The sequence below is a fragment of the Adhaeribacter rhizoryzae genome (assembly GCF_008629685.1).
Lineage (GTDB): Bacteria > Bacteroidota > Bacteroidia > Cytophagales > Hymenobacteraceae > Adhaeribacter > Adhaeribacter rhizoryzae.
The window spans coordinates 82,061-101,491 of sequence record NZ_VWSF01000021.1; the positions used below are offsets into that span (position 1 = coordinate 82,061).

At 45.9% G+C, this 19,431-nt stretch carries 14 protein-coding genes; 4 read left to right on the forward strand and 10 right to left on the reverse strand.

Translation table 11 applies throughout. The features are described from left to right. Positions 1-39: 39 nt before the first annotated feature. The 5 genes from F0145_RS20665 to F0145_RS20685 all read right to left on the reverse strand — a co-directional run bounded on the left by F0145_RS20665 (position 40) and on the right by F0145_RS20685 (position 7,234). Complete coding sequence (locus F0145_RS20665; protein WP_150091520.1) at positions 40-1,692, reverse strand: UxaA family hydrolase; 1,653 nt, start codon at positions 1,690-1,692, stop codon at positions 40-42. Positions 1,693-1,699: 7 nt separating this feature from the next. Beyond that, entirely contained in the window at positions 1,700-3,226 is a 1,527-nt protein-coding gene (locus F0145_RS20670; protein WP_150091522.1) for a tagaturonate reductase, read from the reverse strand. Between the two features lie 283 nt (positions 3,227-3,509). Beyond that, positions 3,510-5,438, reverse strand: coding sequence for a glycoside hydrolase family 88 protein (locus F0145_RS20675; protein ID WP_150091524.1), 1,929 nt, complete (start codon positions 5,436-5,438; stop codon positions 3,510-3,512). Between the two features lie 65 nt (positions 5,439-5,503). Beyond that, on the reverse strand, positions 5,504-6,334 hold the full coding sequence (gene kduI, locus F0145_RS20680; RefSeq protein ID WP_150091526.1) for a 5-dehydro-4-deoxy-D-glucuronate isomerase: 831 nt from the start codon (positions 6,332-6,334) through the stop codon (positions 5,504-5,506). Positions 6,335-6,463: 129 nt separating this feature from the next. Next, complete coding sequence (locus F0145_RS20685; RefSeq protein WP_317133198.1) at positions 6,464-7,234, reverse strand: SDR family oxidoreductase; 771 nt, start codon at positions 7,232-7,234, stop codon at positions 6,464-6,466. A 197-nt stretch (positions 7,235-7,431) separates the two neighbouring features. Between F0145_RS20685 and F0145_RS26305 the strand changes: the two genes are divergently transcribed. Further along, on the forward strand, positions 7,432-7,575 hold the full coding sequence (locus F0145_RS26305; protein WP_190277607.1) for a hypothetical protein: 144 nt from the start codon (positions 7,432-7,434) through the stop codon (positions 7,573-7,575). Positions 7,576-7,592: 17 nt separating this feature from the next. Continuing rightward, positions 7,593-8,456 (forward strand): GNAT family N-acetyltransferase, encoded by an 864-nt coding sequence (locus tag F0145_RS20690; protein WP_150091528.1) that lies wholly within the window; start codon positions 7,593-7,595, stop codon positions 8,454-8,456. 49 nt (positions 8,457-8,505) lie between these two features. On the opposite strand, the gene F0145_RS20695 is transcribed toward F0145_RS20690, so the two are convergent. Both F0145_RS20695 and F0145_RS20700 read right to left on the reverse strand, forming a co-directional pair. Continuing rightward, the gene (locus F0145_RS20695; protein WP_150091530.1) at positions 8,506-8,805 is read right to left on the reverse strand and encodes a YciI family protein; all 300 of its coding nucleotides are present in this window, start codon (positions 8,803-8,805) and stop codon (positions 8,506-8,508) included. Between the two features lie 298 nt (positions 8,806-9,103). Next, positions 9,104-9,625, reverse strand: a complete 522-nt coding sequence (locus tag F0145_RS20700) for a DUF4890 domain-containing protein (RefSeq protein WP_150091532.1) — start codon at positions 9,623-9,625, stop codon at positions 9,104-9,106. Positions 9,626-10,038: 413 nt separating this feature from the next. On the opposite strand from F0145_RS20700, the gene F0145_RS20705 reads away from it, so the two are divergent. Together F0145_RS20705 and F0145_RS20710 are read left to right on the forward strand one after the other, a co-directional pair. Continuing rightward, positions 10,039-10,629 carry a DUF3575 domain-containing protein gene (locus tag F0145_RS20705; protein WP_150091534.1) on the forward strand — a complete coding sequence of 197 codons (591 nt, stop codon included), beginning with the start codon at positions 10,039-10,041 and terminating at the stop codon, positions 10,627-10,629. Positions 10,630-10,879: 250 nt separating this feature from the next. Further along, on the forward strand, positions 10,880-14,305 hold the full coding sequence (locus F0145_RS20710; protein ID WP_150091536.1) for a HEAT repeat domain-containing protein: 3,426 nt from the start codon (positions 10,880-10,882) through the stop codon (positions 14,303-14,305). 290 nt (positions 14,306-14,595) lie between these two features. On the opposite strand, the gene F0145_RS20715 is transcribed toward F0145_RS20710, so the two are convergent. The 3 genes from F0145_RS20715 to F0145_RS20725 all read right to left on the reverse strand — a co-directional run bounded on the left by F0145_RS20715 (position 14,596) and on the right by F0145_RS20725 (position 19,359). Then, entirely contained in the window at positions 14,596-14,892 is a 297-nt protein-coding gene (locus tag F0145_RS20715; RefSeq protein WP_150091538.1) for a hypothetical protein, read from the reverse strand. 322 nt (positions 14,893-15,214) lie between these two features. Then, positions 15,215-16,501 (reverse strand): T9SS C-terminal target domain-containing protein, encoded by a 1,287-nt coding sequence (locus F0145_RS20720; protein ID WP_150091540.1) that lies wholly within the window; start codon positions 16,499-16,501, stop codon positions 15,215-15,217. Between the two features lie 38 nt (positions 16,502-16,539). Continuing rightward, the gene (locus F0145_RS20725; protein ID WP_150091542.1) at positions 16,540-19,359 is read right to left on the reverse strand and encodes a TonB-dependent receptor; all 2,820 of its coding nucleotides are present in this window, start codon (positions 19,357-19,359) and stop codon (positions 16,540-16,542) included. Positions 19,360-19,431 lie beyond the last annotated feature (72 nt).

Here is a 19,431-nt window from a genome sequence, read left to right on the forward strand (position 1 = left end):
TGGGTTTAAGTTTGGATTTCAGGTTTATGGTGAATTTGGTTATAAAGAAACGCCGCGTTTCCAGGGAATAAAATCGTCCTGACCGTGGCGCACGGCACTTACTTCTATTTCGCCGCTGGCTACGCCAATTACGTATTCCAGAATGCGCTCGCCGGCTTGTTCAATGGTTTCTTCGCCTTCTATAATGGTGCCGGTATTAATATCAATAATATCGCTCATGCGATTAAACAACGCCGTATTGCTCGATATTTTTACTACCGGGGCAATCGGGTTACCAGTGGGCGTACCCAAACCAGTCGTAAATAATACCACGTTAGCGCCCGAAGCGACCTCCGCCGTCGTAGATTCTACGTCGTTGCCGGGCGTACAAAGCAAGGTTAAACCGGGTTTGGTTACTTTCTCGGGGTAATCCAAAACTTCTACTACCGGCGAAGTACCGCCTTTTTTGGCCGCTCCCGCTGATTTGATCGCATCGGTTATCAAGCCGTCTTTAATATTGCCCGGCGAGGGGTTCATATCGAAACCGGAACCTACGGCCATGGCGCGGTCGTTGTAAGTGCGCATCAGCGACGAAAAACGTTCGGCCTGTTCTACCACCTCGCAGCGGTCGCTTAGGTTTTGTTCTACACCGCACAACTCCGGAAACTCGGCCAGAATAACCGAACCACCCATAGCCACCAATAAATCAGAAGTATAGCCAATAGCCGGGTTTGCCGAAATACCGGAAAAACCATCGGAACCGCCGCACTCCAGGCCAATGCAAATTTTACTTAGTGGGGCCGGTTGCCGTACGTTCTGGTTGGCCTGCACCAAACCGGCGAACGTTTGTTTAATAGCCAGCGCCAGTAGATCAGCTTCGGTGCCTACTTTTTGCTGATCCAGAATATACAAAGGCTTGTCAAAATTCGGAATCCGCTTGCGAATTTCTTCTTCCAGAATACTAACCTGGGCGTTCTGGCAACCTAAACTTAATACGGTAGCGCCGGCTACGTTGGGATGTGTAATATAACCGGCCAGTAAACCGCACAGCGCAATGGCATCCTGGCGGGTACCGCCGCAGCCACCATCGTGGGTTAAAAATTTAATACCGTCTACGTTTGGGAATAACTGCTCCGATTTTTCTACTTTGGTTTCGATAAAAATATCGGCTTGCAGCAAGGCATTTACATCGCCGCCCGATTTATATATATCAATTAATTTATGGGCCTGGTTCTGGTAAGCCCGTTTGCGGCCGTAACCCAGCGGCGCTACCAACGCTTCCTGCAATACTTCCAGGTTACGGTTTTCGCAAAACACCATGGGTACTACCAACCAATAATTAGCGGTGCCCACGCTCCCATCTGTCCGGTGGAAACCGTTGAAAGTACGGCCCGCGAATTTAGCTACATCTGGCTTTTGCCAATCTGTTTTGCGCTCGCCGGTTACAAAGTCGCTGGCAGCATGCTTAATATTGCGGGTAGTTAATACATTGCCGGTATACAAATCGGTTTGGGCTTTGCCTACCAGCACCCCGTACATAATTATTTCGCCGTTCACCGGAATAAACGTAGCGGCAAATTTATGCTTCACCTGCACATCGTCCAGCAGGGTATATTCTTCGCCCTCGTAGGTTACTACCTGGCCTTTTTTTAAATTAGTTAAAGCTACCAGCACATTATCGGCCGGGTGTACTTTTAATACATTCTGTTTCATTTTCACTTTAAGCAGATACCTGCTTTACATCTAAATTTTTTATTACCGCTGAGATTCCCAGGGTTTGTATGCTATTCATTTGTTTTTTTACCGCGGCCGCAAAACCCGGCAAGGCTGTTAAATCAATGCCCCACAGTTCCTGGTTCCGGAGTACTGCATCTACCAGTTCATCGCCTTCTTGCTGTTGCCAAACCTGGTAAAAATACGCTGCCGATTCATCATTTATCGGGTATTGTTCGCCGTTGAGGGTACCAAAATATTTACCATTCTGCGTTTCGGTGGCCCGCATAAACAACAAATAAGCCGCAAAACCAAAAGCAATATTTTCGGGCGCCTGACTGGCCGTTTCGTAATATCGGGATAAAACCGGAATTACCCGCATCTTAAGCTTGGCGGTGTAATTCATGGTAATGCTTAGCCACTGGTGCTCGATATGGGGGTTGCGGAACCGGTCCAGTACTTTGCGGGCAAAATCAGCAGAAGCTTCGGGTGCTACCGGGTACGGAATTGCCGGGGCAATATCGTCCTGCATCAGCGCCGAAATAAAATTGGCCATATCGGGGTTATCCATGGCTTCTTTTACTGTTTTAATACCGGCCAGCACAGCCACGCCGCAGCTTAAGGTATGCGTACCGTTCAGCAGGCGCAGTTTCAGTTCCCGGTGAATATTAATATCAGGCGTAATAACCACACCATTATCTACTTCGGCAAAAGAAAGCGCTTGTTTTACCTGCTCATCGCCTTCAATGGCCCACAACCGGTATACTTCCGACATGGTTAATAATTCGTCGTGGTAGCCCAGTTCCTGCTCCAGGCGGGCTAATGTTTGGGCATCGGGCTTGCCCGGTACAATGCGATCGACCAGGGTATTGCAGAAAATATTACTTTCTTCCAGCCATTGCATAAATTCAGCATCCACATCCAGATGATGCCGGGTTGCCTGTTCCTTTACAATATTTTTCAGTTTGGTGCCGTTATCCGGAATCAGCTCGGTGGGTACAATTATTAAACCTTTTGTTTTGTCGCCGTCGAAAGCCCGGAAACGGGCCAGCAGTACGGCCAATAATTTACCCGGAAACGAAACCGGCGGCTCCAGCAAAATATTATCTTCGGTTAATTGAATGCCTACTTCGGTAGTATTGGAAATTACAATTTCAATTGCGGGGTTAGCCGCCAATTTTAAAATTTCTGCCCAATCTTTAGAAGCGGTAAGCACCCGGCTAATGGCAGCACTAATAATATTTTCTTCTACTTTCTGTCCGTCTTCGATGCCCCGCACACAAATGGTATACAGCCCATCCTGGTCGTCGAATTCCGAAGTTCCTCCTTTATCGGTTGATTTTACTACTACCACCCGACCATTAAATATTCCGTTCCGGTTTGCTTTATCTATAAAATAATCGGGTAAGCCGCGCAGTAAAACACCGGTGCCAAACTGCAATACTTTTTCGGGTAAATGCAGCATTTCCGGTTCGGGCTTTTGCAGCGCCACACTTGCTTCTATTTTTCCTAAATTTTCCCGGTTCAGAATCATTGTAAATATTTTAATTAATTGTAGTGGATAATATTTTTTGATTTAGAGAAGGTTATGAAATCCTCCTCCTGTTTTTAATGAAAATTAGTAGAATTAAAAGTTTAAGTAACCCATTCATGTCATTCAGGAGGAAACTTGTTGGCAAATCACTAACAAGTTTCCTCCTGAATGACAGAAGTGAATTAATTACGTATTTAATCACTTTCAACATTTCCGAACTGTTACCCAAAAATACAACTGCCTTGTGGCACCTTTATCCTGTAGTAACCTGCCCGTTAATTTATTATTTGGTGGCCGCTTGCTGTAGTAACCACGCAATTAAATCATTGCCGGCTTCAAAATTCTGGTAGTCGGCGGGTAACTTGCGGCCATCGGTATATTCGTTGTATAACCAAGGGTCGCCCACGGCAAACACCGTTCCTTTGCCCACTTTAGCCGTAGCCATTACCACATCGCCTTTATGGTCGAGGGTAGATTTGGCCGGCGCTTTCACATCTAAAGTACTGATTTCTTTCAGGTACAACTGGCGGCCTTTTTTGAATATTTGATGATTGGCCGGCACCATAATTTTACCCATGTCGTACTGGTTGCCGGTTACAGTATTTTTTAGTTCTTTTTTAAACTCAATACCAAAGGCTTTGGCCAGAGTATTAAATTTATCGAGTTCGGTATTATTCTGGTCGTTGGCCATGAGCAGCAGCACCCCGCCGTTTTTAACCCACTGGCTAATGGCGGCTACGTGTTCCGGTTGTACATAATTTGGTTTGGCGGTTTCTTTTTCGGTATCAGGGTCTACGATAATGTAAACGCTGGCTTTTTGCAGGTTGGCAGCCGTAGGGGCAGCTTTCAGTTCCTGGGTTTTGGCACCCATGTAGCGGGCGTTCTCGCCTAACAACGAAAAACCGTTGTTATCCATTTCTTCCCATTTATAGTGGAATGGAATGGTTTGGCCGGCCGCATTTTTCATAAACTCGTTGTTGAAATAACCATCGAGCAAAATAGTTTTGCCTTTACCAATTTGCGGAATCTGGCGCAGTTCCATTTCATTGGCAGCAAGTAAAAAAGCCCCTACACCTTTGGGGTCGTTTACCACAACTTTCTCGCTCAGGTAATATTCGTAGGAGCCATCACGGTACGGGTTGCCGCCCAAACCAGCCACGCTTACGGTACCGTGTAAATTGGTTAGGCCCTGTTCGTCTACTTTAATAAATTCTTTCTGAATGCCTTCGTACCCTCTTTTGGCCACCGCCTCGTATTTGGCCGGCAAATAACCCAGGCGTGCGCCTTTGGCCAGCGCATACACAAACATGTTAGAGGCCGAAGCTTCTAAATAATTGCCTTTGCCAGTTGGTTTGTCTAATATCTGGTACCAAACCCCGCTCTTTTTATCCTGCACCGATTCTACAGCCGCCGCAAACCGGCTTAATATTTTTAACAATTCAGCCCGCTTTGGGTGGTTTTCCGGGAAGTTATCCAGCACATCTACCAAACCCATGCCGTACCAGCCCATGGCCCGGCCCCAGAAATGCGGCGATAAACCAGTATTTTTATCGGCCCATTTCTGTTGTTTCGATTCGTCCCAGCCGTGGTAAAGCAAACCCGTTTTGGAGTCGCGGGCGTGCTTTTCCATGTATATAAACTGGTTGGCTATGTCGTCGAAAGCAGTTGGTTCGTTAAAGGTGGTGGCGTACTCGGCGTAGAAAGGCTGGCCCATGTACAGGCCATCGAGCCACATTTGGTAAGGGTATATTTTTTTGTGCCAAAAGCCGCCTTCTTTCGTGCGCGGATGTGTTTTTAACTGTTCGCGCAACATAGTAGCCGCTTTGTAATATTTCTCCTGACCGGTTACTTTATAAAGCGTCAGCAGAGTACGGCCATTTTTAATGTGATCAATATTATATTCATCGGGCCGGTACTTCCGGATGGTGCCATCTTTCTGTACAAAATGGTCCATGCTTTTCTGAATGAACTTAAAATACCGGCCGTCGGCATTCCGCTTCCAAATATTGGTAAGCCCTTCCAGCACTACGCCTTCGTCGTAAGCCCATTTTACGGGTTTGCCAGCTTGCATTACCAGCGAGTCTTTCCAGATGGTCATAACGGTGGCGGCCATCCGCTCCGAAAGGTTAGCGGGCTTGGTTTGCGCCTGGGCATTAACCCAACCCAACATAACTAAAGCCAGCAGCCAGATGCCTGCATAATTTTTATTCATCACACTCTTCTGTTTATTTTATTATACGTCCTGACACCATAATAATCTTATTACTAACCACTTAATTACCTAAGTTCGGTAATTTTCACGGCGTCCATGTCGCTGTAATCTTTGTTTTCGCCGCCCATGCCCCAGATAAACGAATAATTGCGGGTACCGCAACCAGCGTGAATAGACCAGGGCGGCGAAATAATAGCCTGGTGGTTATGTACCAATAAATGCCGGGTTTCCTTTGGCTGTCCCATAAAATGCACCACGGCCTGGTCGGGGTTTACATCGAAATAAAAGTAAGCTTCCATGCGGCGGTCGTGGGTGTGGGCGGGCATGGTATTCCAGACGCTGCCGGTATTTAAAGTGGTAAGGCCCATTACCAGTTGGCAGCTTTGTAAACCGTCTTTGTGAATATATTTGTAAATGGTGCGCTCGTTCGAGGTTTCTAAAGCCCCGATGCTGGTGGGCGTAGCCGCTTCTTTTTTCATTAAAGCGGTCGGATAATCGGCGTGGGCCGGAGCCGATAATAAATAAAATTGAGCCGGCTGATCGGGGTTATCTGATTTAAAGTTTACGGTGCGGCTGCTGCGGCCTACGTACAAGCAATCGAGTTTTGAAAGTGAATAATTTTTACCGTCTACTTCAATTTCGCCGTCGCCGCCTACGTTAATTACGCCTAATTCGCGTCTTTCCAGAAAAAATTCGGCTTTTAAATTTTCGTAGTTGCCCAAAGAAACGGCGGCTCCCTGCGGCACCACCCCGCCAATAATAATGCGGTCGTAGTGGCTGTAGGTTAAACTAATTTGGCCGGGCTGCATCACACTTTCAATCAAGAAATTGGTACGCAACGCGTCGGTATTCATCTGGCTTACTTCTTTGGGGCTGTTATGATATCGTTGTTCCATTATTTAGTTGTTAGTTGTTAGTTGCTGGTGGTTAGTAGTTGGTATTTAGATAAAGGATTTATTCTAAATATTGGCTAAACTTTAAGTTTTAACGACCGGCAATTATTAAATGTATAAATAATTAAATTCTTAACGGCCCATCCAGCCGCCGTCTACGGTTAAGATGGTACCATTCACGTAATCGGAAGCGCGGGAAGCCAGGAAGATGGTAGCACCGGCAAAATCGTCGGGGGTGCCCCAGCGACCGGCCGGAATCCGATCCAGAATAGATTTGCTCCGCTCGGGGTCGTTGCGGAGGGCTTCGGTGTTGTCGGTGGCAATATAACCGGGAGCAATGGCATTTACATTTATTCCTTTACCGGCCCACTCGTTAGAAAGGGCTTTTACCAAACTACCAATAGCGCCTTTGCTGGCGGCATAACCCGGCACATTAATACCTCCCTGAAAAGTAAGCAGCGAAGCGGTAAATATTATTTTACCCGAACCATTCTGAATCATTTGGCGGCCTACTTCCCTGGAAATAATAAAAGGTGCATCCAAATTAACGGCCAGCACTTTATCCCAGAGTTCATCGTCGTGTTCGGCGGCGGGTTTTCTTAAAATCATACCGGCATTATTTATTAAAATATCAATGCGCGGATTTTCAGTTAAGAGTTGTACTAAAAAAGATTCCACGGCTGCCCGGTTGCTTAAGTCGCAGGTATAAGCCCGAAAACTCCGGCCCAAGGCAGTTATTGCTTGCTCTACTTCGCTGCCCGTGGCCGGCATAGAAGCCGAAACCCCAATAATATCGGCCCCGGCCTGGGCTAAAGCCAGCGCCATACCTTTGCCAATTCCTTTGTTGCACCCGGTTACCAAGGCTATTTTTCCACTCAGATTAAATAAATCCTGAATATTCATTTTTAAATTTTAGGTGATGAAAGAAGTTGTAAAGCTTCCACATTTTTAATTAAACCGCAAGGTACACCTCGTCTAATAAACAAGTGTACATAGTTTTTAACCGGGAAAAAACTGAATGCCAGGATTTTTTTGTGCAATCGTTACCGGGAACGATCTCGAAAACTGATTGAGGGCATTTGAATTAAATCAGTATTTTTATGGACAGATGTATCGTTTTCTTATTCCGGAGCAATGAGAAATCTTTATGTACCAAACAGGACCCTTTTAATTATATTCACCAGGAGGGTAATAAGCCTACCGGAATTAGTTACCGGGCACCTGAAAGTTCGTCGTTAATATAACCTAGAATATTTCATTCATGCCACTGCCCGCCCCTGAAATTAAGCTCCGGTCTTTAACACTAGCCGACATTCCCCTGGGAATGCGGCTGAAAGAACTGGCTCACTGGAACCAACTGGAAAAAGACTGGGAATTTTTGATCAAATCCGGGGAAGGAGGAAATTTTGCTGCTTCTTACGGCGGAAAAGACGCAGGAACGCTAACCACCTTATTTTACCCGGAACGGTTTAGCTGGATAGGCATGGTGCTGGTAGATCCCCAATTTCGTGGTTTGGGAATTGGCCAGGCCTTACTAACGGCCGCCATTAAACAAGCCGAAAACAAAGGCACAATCCGGTTGGATGCTACGCCGCAGGGCCGCCAATTGTACGAAAAGCTAGGGTTTGTAGCCGAACGGGAAATAATCCGCATGCAACGAACAAACTTAAGTCCAATACCCCTACCATTGTTAAAACCTGAACCCGTAACGCCATCTGTGCTTAACCGCTTAGCTTTGCTGGATGCGCCCGTTTTTGGAGCTGACCGCCAGGCCATTTTAAACTACTTAAGCCTTAACGCGCCGGAATATGCCTGGTATACAAAAAAAAGCCAGGAAATTACCGGCTATTGTTTGGGTCGGCACGGCCATTATTTTGAACAGCTTGGTCCTATAGTGGCCCAAAATCCCGAAGATGCCCACTCGTTACTGCTGGCCGCGCTGGGCACTGCACCGGGTAAGTCTTTTATACTCGATACAGGTACTCATAACAAAACCTGGCTGGCAATACTGGAAAAATTAGGGTTTACGCCGCAGCGCACTTTCCTCCGCATGTACCGCGGCCAATTGCTTTACCCAGGAAATCCGGATTTTCAATATGCTATTGCCGGCCCTGAATTAGGTTAAGCAGTTGGTTAATCTTTTTCTAATTTTTAGTTTAAAGTAATCTGGGCAATTAATATTTAGTTACCGCCACCATCGGATGAACTTCATAAGTATTAAGTCCGTTGGCTGGGTCGTTCTCAATTATTTCGTTCAGCATATCTTCGCTATCTACCCGGACCACCGCTGCCCCGTAAGCACCTTTTGGGTCCATCACTGGCCCAAGTACCAATGCTGTCCCGTCGTTAACAAAGGGTGTCCAGTAAGCAATGTGCGCTTGCATAATATTTCTTTCTTCGTCGTTCATATCGCTTACAAAACTAGCCCGGGGCGGATTTAACTTTAAAAAGTAATATTTCTTATCGGTGCTCATCTTTTTGCAGAATAGAGGTTTACAAAATATTTCGGTTAAGTAAATGTAATAAAGAATTTACTATTGGCGCTAACCACCTTTGCGCTCTAAATCGGCTGCCAAAAATATTATTTCCAGTAATAATATTATTAAAAAAGTTATGCCGAAAGAATCAGTTGCCTTATTTAAGCAGCCGATTCTTCCGGCATAACAGCAATAAATGTTTACTTGGTTTGGGCGGCTTTTTTCTTATTTCAGGGAAGAAGCTATATGCTACCTATCTTAACCCAGAGCTACCCAATCTTATTAATATATTGCCTTAACCGTTATTTTGTCTTCTGAACCGGCCGTTGTTATCGCCGTTGAGGTTATTGCGGTTTTCGCGCTGGGCCTGCATTTGCTTGCGGTCTTCCTGGTATTTAGCGTATTGCTTTTTGTTCAGAATGCTTTTCAGTTCTTTTTCGTAGCTGGCGTGCTGGCGTTTCATTTCTTCCCGGTTATTTTGGTTACGGGTACCCGGCTGGTTACGCTGGCCGCGGAAGCTTTCCATTTCGCGGGCTTGTTTCAGGTTTAAGGCCTGTAATTGTTTTTGCTGCTTTTTGCTTAAATCCAGGCGCTGACTTAATTTTTCGGTGCGGCGGTTAGCTCTTTCTTCCGGCGAAATATTAGCCCGACGGTCGGCGTTCCGGCGGAACTCCCCTTTTTGTTTTCTGTCGCCCCTATTCTGGTCGTTACGGTTTTCGTAATTATTCCGGTTTTCTCTTTGGGGAGCATTCTGGGCATAAGTGGTGCCAGCTATGGTGGCTAAACCTAAGGCAATCATGGCTACGTACTTTTTCATCTTCTTTAGTTTTATGGTTTTAATTTTTCTTTTGCTAGCCGGGTTACTTAACCTGGTTGTGCTCTTTAGTTCAAACCAAGTGCCGAAAACCTTTTAAAACCCCAGGAAAGCTTAAAAAAAACAGCTCAATCGACGGAACGGCTAATTCAATCGACGAAACCGGAATTTTTGTTTACCAGAATTTTAAGCGTTACCCATTTTAAAAGAAAGTACACTTTTCAATCCTAAAAACTGGGCAATATTTAATAAAGCGTTTGTTTCGGGCTTTAGTTTGCGAATGCTTTTTCGGGTAAGATGCGCTGTAAAAATTAATTTCCGGAAGCTTTTAAATTCTTCCTGCAGTTAAATATTGGCTAATAATGATTAACTTGTAAAGAGAAACCTATTAATATTCAGCTGCTTATTCTGCTATTATGCGCATTTTACAGCAATCCTTTACTTTACTCCTGTTTATGCTGGTAACAAGTGCTGCAAGTGCCCAAGAGCCAGCCAAACCGTTAACCAAAAGCTTATTTGTAAAAACAAACCTATTAAGCCTACTCGCTAAGCGCCCCACCTTTTCTGTTGAAAAAGCCTTTAGCAAAACTTTTAGCACCGAAGTATCTTTTGTACAAGGACAATTTGATAATTTATTACTAACTGACCAATACAAATACCACGGGTTATTGGTAAGAGCAAAAAAATATTTCGTTGGCCTTGACTACGGAGCCCTGAGCTCCTATGCCGCAGTTTATGTCGGGAATTTAAAGCGAAATATTCAAACAACTGGCCAGGTAGATAATACTGGTTTTTTAGGTTACCCTGACAGGAATTTTTCTGCAAATTCTATCCGGAGCGGTGGGTCTTTAGGACTTGCTTATTTTACCAAAAACAAATTTATGCTGGATGGACAAAGTAGTTTAGGCTATGGCCGCTACCTGAATATTAATACTTCTGACCCCAATACCTACCTTAAAGGCTACTTAGATTTACAAATTTGGTTTTCGATTGGCTACTGTTTATAGCTCAAAAAGCATAAAACACATAACAGCAATAACTTAACAGCCTTAAACCATTATACCCAAACCACTATTGGCAAACAATCCTTATTGTTTTAAATATTTAACCGTTTATTTTTGATATAATTAAAATCTAATCTTTAGTTTGAAGAAATATTCTGGCGTGCAACTAACCAATAACCAATATTTACTCCTGAATAACCCTAATATTTAATTAATACCACAATAGCCAATAATTACCATATCCACCATAAAAATGAAAAAAGGTTTAACCATTTTCACTAAGAATAAAAAACGTTACTGGGCAGCGGCGCTGTTGCCCGCGCTTTTACTGGCTGGCTTCACCAACGACGATCCTGTAGGCAAGCGCATCAAGCGTATGGTGCCCGCAGAAGCGGTTGCCCTGGCCAAATCTATTGAAGCGTTAGTTACACCCGAACTCGCCGAAGGCCTTACCCTGAAACTTTGGGGCGTAGATTCGCTCGTGGCCGACCCGATTGGGATTCACATGAATGATGTGGGCCATTTGTATTATACCCGCACCAACCGGCAAAAAAATTCGGAGTTCGATATTCGGGGCCATCAGGATTGGGAAATTCCTTCTATAAAACTGCAAACCGTAGAAGAAAAACGGGCTTTTCTGCGCAGCGTATTATCGCCAGCCAACAGCCTGAAAAACCAATGGCTGAAAGACCTGAACGGCGACGGCTCGCACGACTGGCGCGACATGACCGTAGAAAAAGAACACATTTACCGCCTGGAAGACACGAACAACGACGGCGTGGCCGATTTAAGCCAGTTGGTAGTAGAAGATTTTCACGAAGAGGTAACCGATGTGGTGGGCTCCGTAATGACCTACAACGGCGATATTTTTGTGGCAGTTGCCCCGGATTTATGGCGCTTAAGAGATAAAAACGGCGACGGCATTGCCGATGAAAAAACTTCTATTTCGCACGGTTACGGCATTCACGTAGGTTTTGGGGGCCACGGCATGTCGGGGCTAGAAATGGGGCCTGATGGCAAAATTTATTGGCAAATTGGCGATATTGGTTTTAACGGCAAAGGACCCGACGGTCAGAAATGGGAATACCCCAACAGCGGCGTTATTGTGCGTTCTAACCCCGATGGCAGCGATTTTGAAGTGTTTGCGCACGGCGTACGCAATACCCACGAGTTTGCTTTCGACGAATACGGCAACTTAATTAGCGAAGACAACGACGGCGACCACCCCGGCGAAAAAGAGCGGCTGGTTTACATTGTAAACGGCTCCGATACCGGCTGGCGCAGCAACTGGCAGTACGGCAAATACCGCGACCCAAATAATAATATTTATAAAGTCTGGATGGACGAGCAGTTGTTTAAACCTCGTTTTGAAGGACAAGCCGCTTATATTACCCCACCTATTACCAACTACGTGAGCGGCCCTTCCGGCTTTTTGTATAATCCGGGTACGGCTCTTAGCCCTAAATATAAAAACACCTTTTTTGTGGCCGAGTTCGTGGGTAGCCCGGCGCGCTCGGGTATTCATGCGTTTAAGCTTAAGCCCAAAGGCGCTACTTTTGAATTAGGCGAAACGAAAAAAATAATGGGCGGCGTGCTGGCTACCGGTATGGATTTTGGGCCGGATGGCGCTATGTACGTGGCCGACTGGATCGATGGCTGGGACACCAAAGAATACGGCCGCATCTGGAAACTCGACGATAAAGCCGGCGAAAACTGGGCCGAACGGCAGCAAACCAAAAAATTACTGGCCGAAGATTTTACCAAGCAGAACGAGAATTATTTAAGCAATTTACTGGCAAACGCCGACATGCGGGTACGGCAAAAAGCCCAGTTTGAACTTGCCAAGCGGGGTTCCAAAGGAGCCGCTATTTTCCGGAAAAATATTAAACAAACGAAAAACCAGTTGGCCCGCGTGCACGGCATCTGGGGTATCAGCCAATTGGCCCGCCAGGATAAAAGCTATGCCAAAACTTTGCTGCCGTTGTTAAAAGACAAAGATCCGGAAATTCGGGCGCAAGCTGCTAAGTGGATTGGCGATGTGCGTTACGCGGAGGCGGGTAAAGCCTTACTACCGGTATTAAAAGACAATAATAGCCGGGCCTGTTTCTTTGCTGCCGAGGCTTTAGGCCGCATAGCCTACGAGCCAGCCATTAACCCGCTCATTCAACTGCTGATTGCCAACAACGACGAAGATACTTATATCCGGCACGCGGGTAGTTTGGCCTTGGCCCGTATTAACAAAGCCGAACCAATCGTGGCGTTATCCAATCATCCATCACGGGCTTTGCGCCTTGCCGCCGTGGTGGCACTGCGCCGGATGAGCCACCCCGGTGTAGCCAACTTCCTCTCGGACCAGGATGAATATATTGTAACCGAAACAGCCCGCGCCATTAACGACGACTTATCGATTAAAGAAGCCTTACCGGCTTTAGGCAACGTGTTACAGCAAACGAAATTTACGAACGAAGCATTGCTGCGGCGGGCTATTAACGCTAACCTGCGCGTAGGTACCCCCGAAGCCATGCAAAACCTGATTAATTACGCCCGGAAAGAAGGCAGTCCGGTTGCCATGCGCGCCGAAGCAATAGACGCACTAAGCACCTGGGCCAAGCCATCGGTATTAGACCGGGTAGATGGCCGCTACCGCGGAGAAATTCAGCGCGACGCGCAAGCCGTGCGGAAAGCCACTACCGAACCATTTATTACCTTAGCAGCGCACCAGCAACAGTCCTTACGCATGAGCGCGATTAAAGCCATTAGCAAGCTGCGTCTGGAACAAGCTTCTACGGCTTTATTCTCGCGGTTGAAAGAAGATAAAGACCCTAAAGTACGGGTAGAAGCGTTGCGGGCTCTGGCTGCTTTAGAAGACAAACAAATTGGCAAAGCCATTGAACAAGCCTTATCGGACCAGGAGAAAAGTGTGCGCGTTGCGGCTTTAGACTTGTTAGCCAAAACCAACATGTCGAAGGATTTAATGGTTAGCTTGCTTACCGATGTTATAAATACCCGCACCGCCGAAGAAAAGCAAGCTGCTTTGGTAACCTTGGGTAAACTGCCGGTTACAAACACCCAGAAAGTCTTTACCGGATTATTGCAGCAAATGGAAACCGGCAAACTAGCCCCCGAAATACATCTGGAGTTAGCCGAAGCCATTGACAGCACGCGCTCCCCACAATTAATCGCCCGGCATAAAGCCATTACCGCTAAATTATCGCCGGATGCTTCGGCGGCTTCTTTTAAAGGTACTTTATTTGGCGGCGAAGCAGATTTAGGCCGCAGAATATTTTTCCGGCACCAGACTGCCCAATGTATTCGCTGCCATTCTTACGACGATTTGGGCGGCAATGCCGGTCCGCGGTTAAACGGCGTAGCCAGCCGCCTAAGCCGCGAGCAATTACTGGAAGCCCTGATAAACCCCAGTGCCCGGTTAGCCCCCGGCTTTGGTATGGTTAATTTAACGCTGAAAAATGGCAAAACCGTGAGTGGGGTATTGCAAGGCGAAACCGATACAGAACTAACCGTAAAAGTAGGCGACCAGCCCAACACCGTAGTCCGGAAAGATCAGGTAGCCAAACGCACCAATGCCCCATCGAGCATGCCCAATATGCAATATTTGCTTACCAAGCGCGAAATCCGGGATGTTGTAAGTTTCCTGGCTACGTTGCAGGAAAATAATTAAGAATACAGGCTTCCAATAAAAAACCACTGCTCTCTAGTCAGAGCAGTGGTTTTTTATTTCTGATAAATTCAGAAATATTCTTTTATAGCTAGTCGTAAATATTATACCAGTATTATTTGGGTATTGCACTTACATTATCGTGGTCATCCTGAGCTTGTCGAAGGATCTAAATAAAATTTATAATGCTGTTATAGATCCTTCGACAAGCTCAGGATGACCCAGTAGTAAACACCTAAGCGTAAGTTTCGTTTTATAATAGCCGTATATATTAGCGTTCAGTGCCGAACCTTTTACTCGGCTGCAAACTGCTGCTTGGTTGATTTAATTTTTCTTTCCGGAACGGTAACTTCCGGTTCGGCATTATCGGCGGTTAGTTGCTCGGGTACTAAATCTTTTACGGCCGAAGTAAGTTTATCGACCACAGACCGGCCTTTTTCGGTGCCAAAAGCAGAAGCCAAGGCCACGCCAACACCTACTGCCCCCAAAATAGAATACAGTACCCGGTTATCCTTAATAAATGGTTTCACCGATTTGTAAAAAGATTTATTCTTGTTTTTCTTATTTTTCTTTTTCTTTCCTTTGCCCATAACTTTATCTTTTTATTGTGAATACAGGAATTGAATATATTCTTAGCTTAATATAAATACGTACCCGCTAATTCATAGTTGGCTAAAATTCAGGCAAGTCCCAAAATATACCCGCTTTACCCTCCCGGCATAATTATGGAAACTCAAATTCAACCAGGCCAACAGAGATAAATTACTACACAAGAATACTGATGGTATAAAAAACAAAAGCCTGCCAGAAACTGGCAGGCTCCACAGACCAAGCAGGAGACTAAGCTGCTAAGCTGTGTTATTGCAGCATCCTATTCTCACCCTTCAGATGCGCAATTTATTATCGTCAATATTAATAGTCGGTGTTTTGCGGGTCCCAGTTTGCCCAGCCTTCTGTCCAGTTGGTACCACCAAAAGCACCCCGGAAGTTGGTATTTTCGAAGCCCGGCACATTGGCACCGCCGGTTAACAACATTGAACCGCTAGCCGGCAGAAAAGGTGCGGCCGTTCCTAAGCTTAACTCCGTTTGGGTTTTAGTTTGGTTATTAAAAGCAGCCGTGGTAAACCAGGCATTGGCGTCGAACTCAGAGGTACCGGTTTTACTAACGGTGCCAACTACCACGGTATTTTTAATATTTAAACTGCCGCTTTTAGCATAGCCTTCCGAAGAAACGCCATCAATGGTAATAGCTTTGGCCCAGCCGGTAATAACAGCATTATAAATCGATAAGCTGGTTCCTTTTTTCAGGTGTGCGCCTTGGCCAAATTTCTGCCCTGCCACTGGATTAATGGGGCCTACCAAGGTAACATTAGAGAAAGCGGCCGTGGTTAAAGGTTGGTTCGTAGAACCGGCCGCATCGTTATCAGATTCAAAACCGTTAGACGCACCAGCCAAATCCGATAAATTCGGGTCACTAATACCCAGGGCATATTGCACCTTGCCGGTAAAGCCGAAATCGGTATCGAACATATCATCGGTGGTTTTGTAGGCAATTAAATGTTTCGGGCTAACGGTACCGCCAAACCATTCAAAAGCATCATCGCCGCCGTAAGAAACCTGCACGTAATCTATTTGGGTACCGGAACCCACCGAACCCATGGTGAGGCCATTAAGTTCTTTGTCTTGTTCTAAAGCCACACCGGCAAATTCAATGCGCACGTATTTTAACACTCCAGAATTATCATCGTCGTTGGTACCGCCGTAGCGGGCATCCGGGCCACCTTCAATAACCGGATCGGAGGCTTGATTGTGACGGGCTTTACCCGTAATTACCAAACCACCCCAATCGCCGGGGGCGCGGCTGCCTTTTGGCTGAGAAGAAGTGAAAACAATGGGTTTTTCTTTCGTGCCCTCGGCCATTATTTTGGCGCCTCTTTTAATAATGAGAGTGCCTTTACTGGCTTTCGGTCCGCCTTTAATAATAGTGCCGGGCTCAATGGTTAAAGTAGCGCCGTCTTCTACATAAACAAAACCGCTCAGGGTATAAACAGTACTGGCTTTTAAGGTAGTATTGGTTGTAATAGAGCCTTTTAGTTCTTGCTCTGTTTTGGTTACCGGTTGTGGTTCCGTTTTATCGTCGTCGCAGCTAAAAGCTATAATCGCCAGGAACCCAAATAATAATTTAGATAAGTTTTTCATAATTAGTTTTTCAATAGAAAGGTTTGTTTGGTGTTGTTTTAGAAATTATAATTAATGCCCAAAGTGGTATAAGTTCCTTTGTTATAGTTGCGGATAGCATCATCGAAACTGGTTATTTTGCCGTTTAGGTCGGTGTCCTGAATAAACCGGAAGCTTTGGTTAAAAATATCCTGCACGCCGGCTTTTAACTGGATGCCGTTCTTGAAGTTTTTAGTAACACTTACATCCATTACCTGGCGCGGCATTTCGTAAACGGTGGGGTTGGTATCGGCGGAACCTACGCGGTAAATGCGCTTGCCTAATACGTTGTAGAGTAAAGCGTACTGCCAGCCTTTTTCATCGTTCTGGTAATACAAGCCGCCGTTTATAATGTAAGGCGACTGCCCCATTAAGGCTCTTTCCCGATCCTGCACGGCCACATCGGCGTTGGTACCCAAATCTACGCGGCTATGTATGTAAGAAGCATTCAGTACCAGGGAATGATTTTGAATTAGCGTGGATTGGGAAATATCGCGCAACGATTTTCTTACCTCGGCCTCTACGCCCACATTGGTTGCTTTATTGGCATTGGCAAAGTTGTAGATGGGCGTAGAACCGGAACCCGACTGAATAATGGTTTCGATGGGGTTAAAGAACTTTTTGTAGAATACGCCTACCGATAATAATTCCGCAGGGCTGGGGTAAAACTCGTAGCGCATATCCAGGTTGTGTACGGTGGCCGTTTTTAAAGCGCTGTTTCCCCTAATAGAAGCGTTCTCGATAAAATCGTAGTAACTAAAGCTGGCCTGTTCCCTGAATTCGGGGCGGTTAATGGTCATGCCGTAGGCCAGGCGCAGCAACGAGCGCTGGTTAAAATTGTAGCTGGTGTTAATCGAAGGCAACAGGTAAAACTGCGGATCATCTACGTTGGCATTGCCCGAAAAATCTTCGGCAATTAATTTTCGGTAATTGTATTCGCCGCGTACGCCGCCGTACAACGTAAATTTATTTAGGGTTTTGGCCAAGGAAAGGTAACCAGCTCTTAAGGTATTCGAAGCGCTGTAACGGTCGTTTATGCGGGTAAGTTCATCCAGCATAATGCCGTTGGTAGCGTCCAGGTTTTCAGGAGCAAAAGTATTTTCGAGGGGCTGGCGGGTAATGGCATCGCGGTCGGCGGTACTGCCAAACGGGAAAATATACCCAAAATAACGGCTATCGAACTGCCGGTCTTTTCTTTCGGTGTAAAACCCAACTTTCAGGCGCAGATTCTTTTCGGCATCTGTTGAATCAGGCGCGCCAAAAATATGCTCTAGCTGGCCGCCGGCAATAAATCCTTTCTCGGTTAAGTTGGAGTAAAAGCGGCCGGCATTGGCGGCAGAGCTGGAAGCAGTAGGAATAACCGGCTCGTAAGGGCCTTCGCTGCTAACCTGGCGGGTAGTTCTTACGCGCCGTAAATCTGGTTCCTGGCGGCCAATATAGTTGTAACCGGCGTTCCAGGTAAATATATTTTTATCGTTGCCAGAGGTATGCGAGCCTTGTAACTGGCTCGTAAAAATGCTGCGGCTTTCGTAGCGTAGAAAATAATTTTTTTCTTCTTCATCAAAATAATCGCGCTGTCTGCCTTCCCGTACGGTAGCCTCATCAATCCCAATCTGGTTAAACAGGTTACGGAATTCCAGCTTGTTTTTAGGATTCAGGCTTAACGAAAAGTTCTGCAACAAGCCCACGCGGGTAGTCTGGCTCGATAAATCATCCTGGTACGACCAGTTTAATTCTTTACCGCGTTCGGGCACGTAGCGGGTATAATTGTTACGCGTAATAAATAAATGCTGGCGGGCGCTGGTATAAGAAAGGGCCGTAATGCTGCTTAGTTTTTTACCGCCAATAGTAAACTGGCGGTTTAAACCAAAATTTAAGCGTAAATCTGGCGCGGCCGTGGCGGTGTTAAACTTCCAGATATTGGGTAATAATTTACCATATTCAGCCTTTTGCGCATTTGTTAAATCTCCCTGAAAAGCCGAAGTAGCAGGGAAATTGCCTGGTAATTTTCGGGTACCGTTATCAAAGCCTAGAAAATCTGTTTTGCTGCCGGCATAGGTGTTAAAGTTTTCGAAGGTAGTGCCACCCCGGTAAGATGTAGAAAAACCAAACGATGCGGCATTTTCGTTAACCGTATTTTTGGTATATATTTTTATCGCGCCGCCTGCAAAATCACCGGGTAATTCCGGGGCCGGCGATTTATAAATTAACACCCGGTCTATAACGCTGGTGGGTAAAATATCGAACGAAAATGCCCGCACATCTACCTCAGAACTTGGCGTTAAAGCATCGTTCAGCATAACGGAATTATACCGCTCGCTTAAGCCGCGCACCACAATAAAGCGGTTATCCATAATGGTAATGCCGGGTATGCGTTTTACTACTTCGGCCGCATCTCGGTCCTGGGCCCGCACAATCTGCTCCGCCGACATGCCACTTACCACCACGTTGCTGCTTTTGAGCTCATTAATTAATGCTACCTCAGTATTGGTTTGCCTCGCGGCCGTAACCGTAACGGCTTCTAAGGCGGTGGCCGATTCTTCCAGGGTAATATTTAGGGAGGTGGTGTTACCGGCAGTTACCTGTACATTTTCAAAAACCTGGGGCTTGTAAGAAACATAAGTAACCGACACCTTATAGGTACCAGGGGCCAGCGAAATAGTATAATTACCGGCAAAATCGGTGGTTGCTCCCTGAGAAGTGCTGGTGATAGCCACTGTAGCGCCAATAATGGGTTCGTTTGTGGTTTTGTCTTTTACTTTGCCAGCAATGGTACCCTGCTGGGCAAACGAAGAAATGGCACCTGTTAAGATGGTGAGTAAAAGTAAAATAGATTTCATTAAAGGTTCTGTTTTAGTCTCGGTGCAAAACTAGAACCCCTACTTTACCTGAAAATTAAGCCGGTATTATGA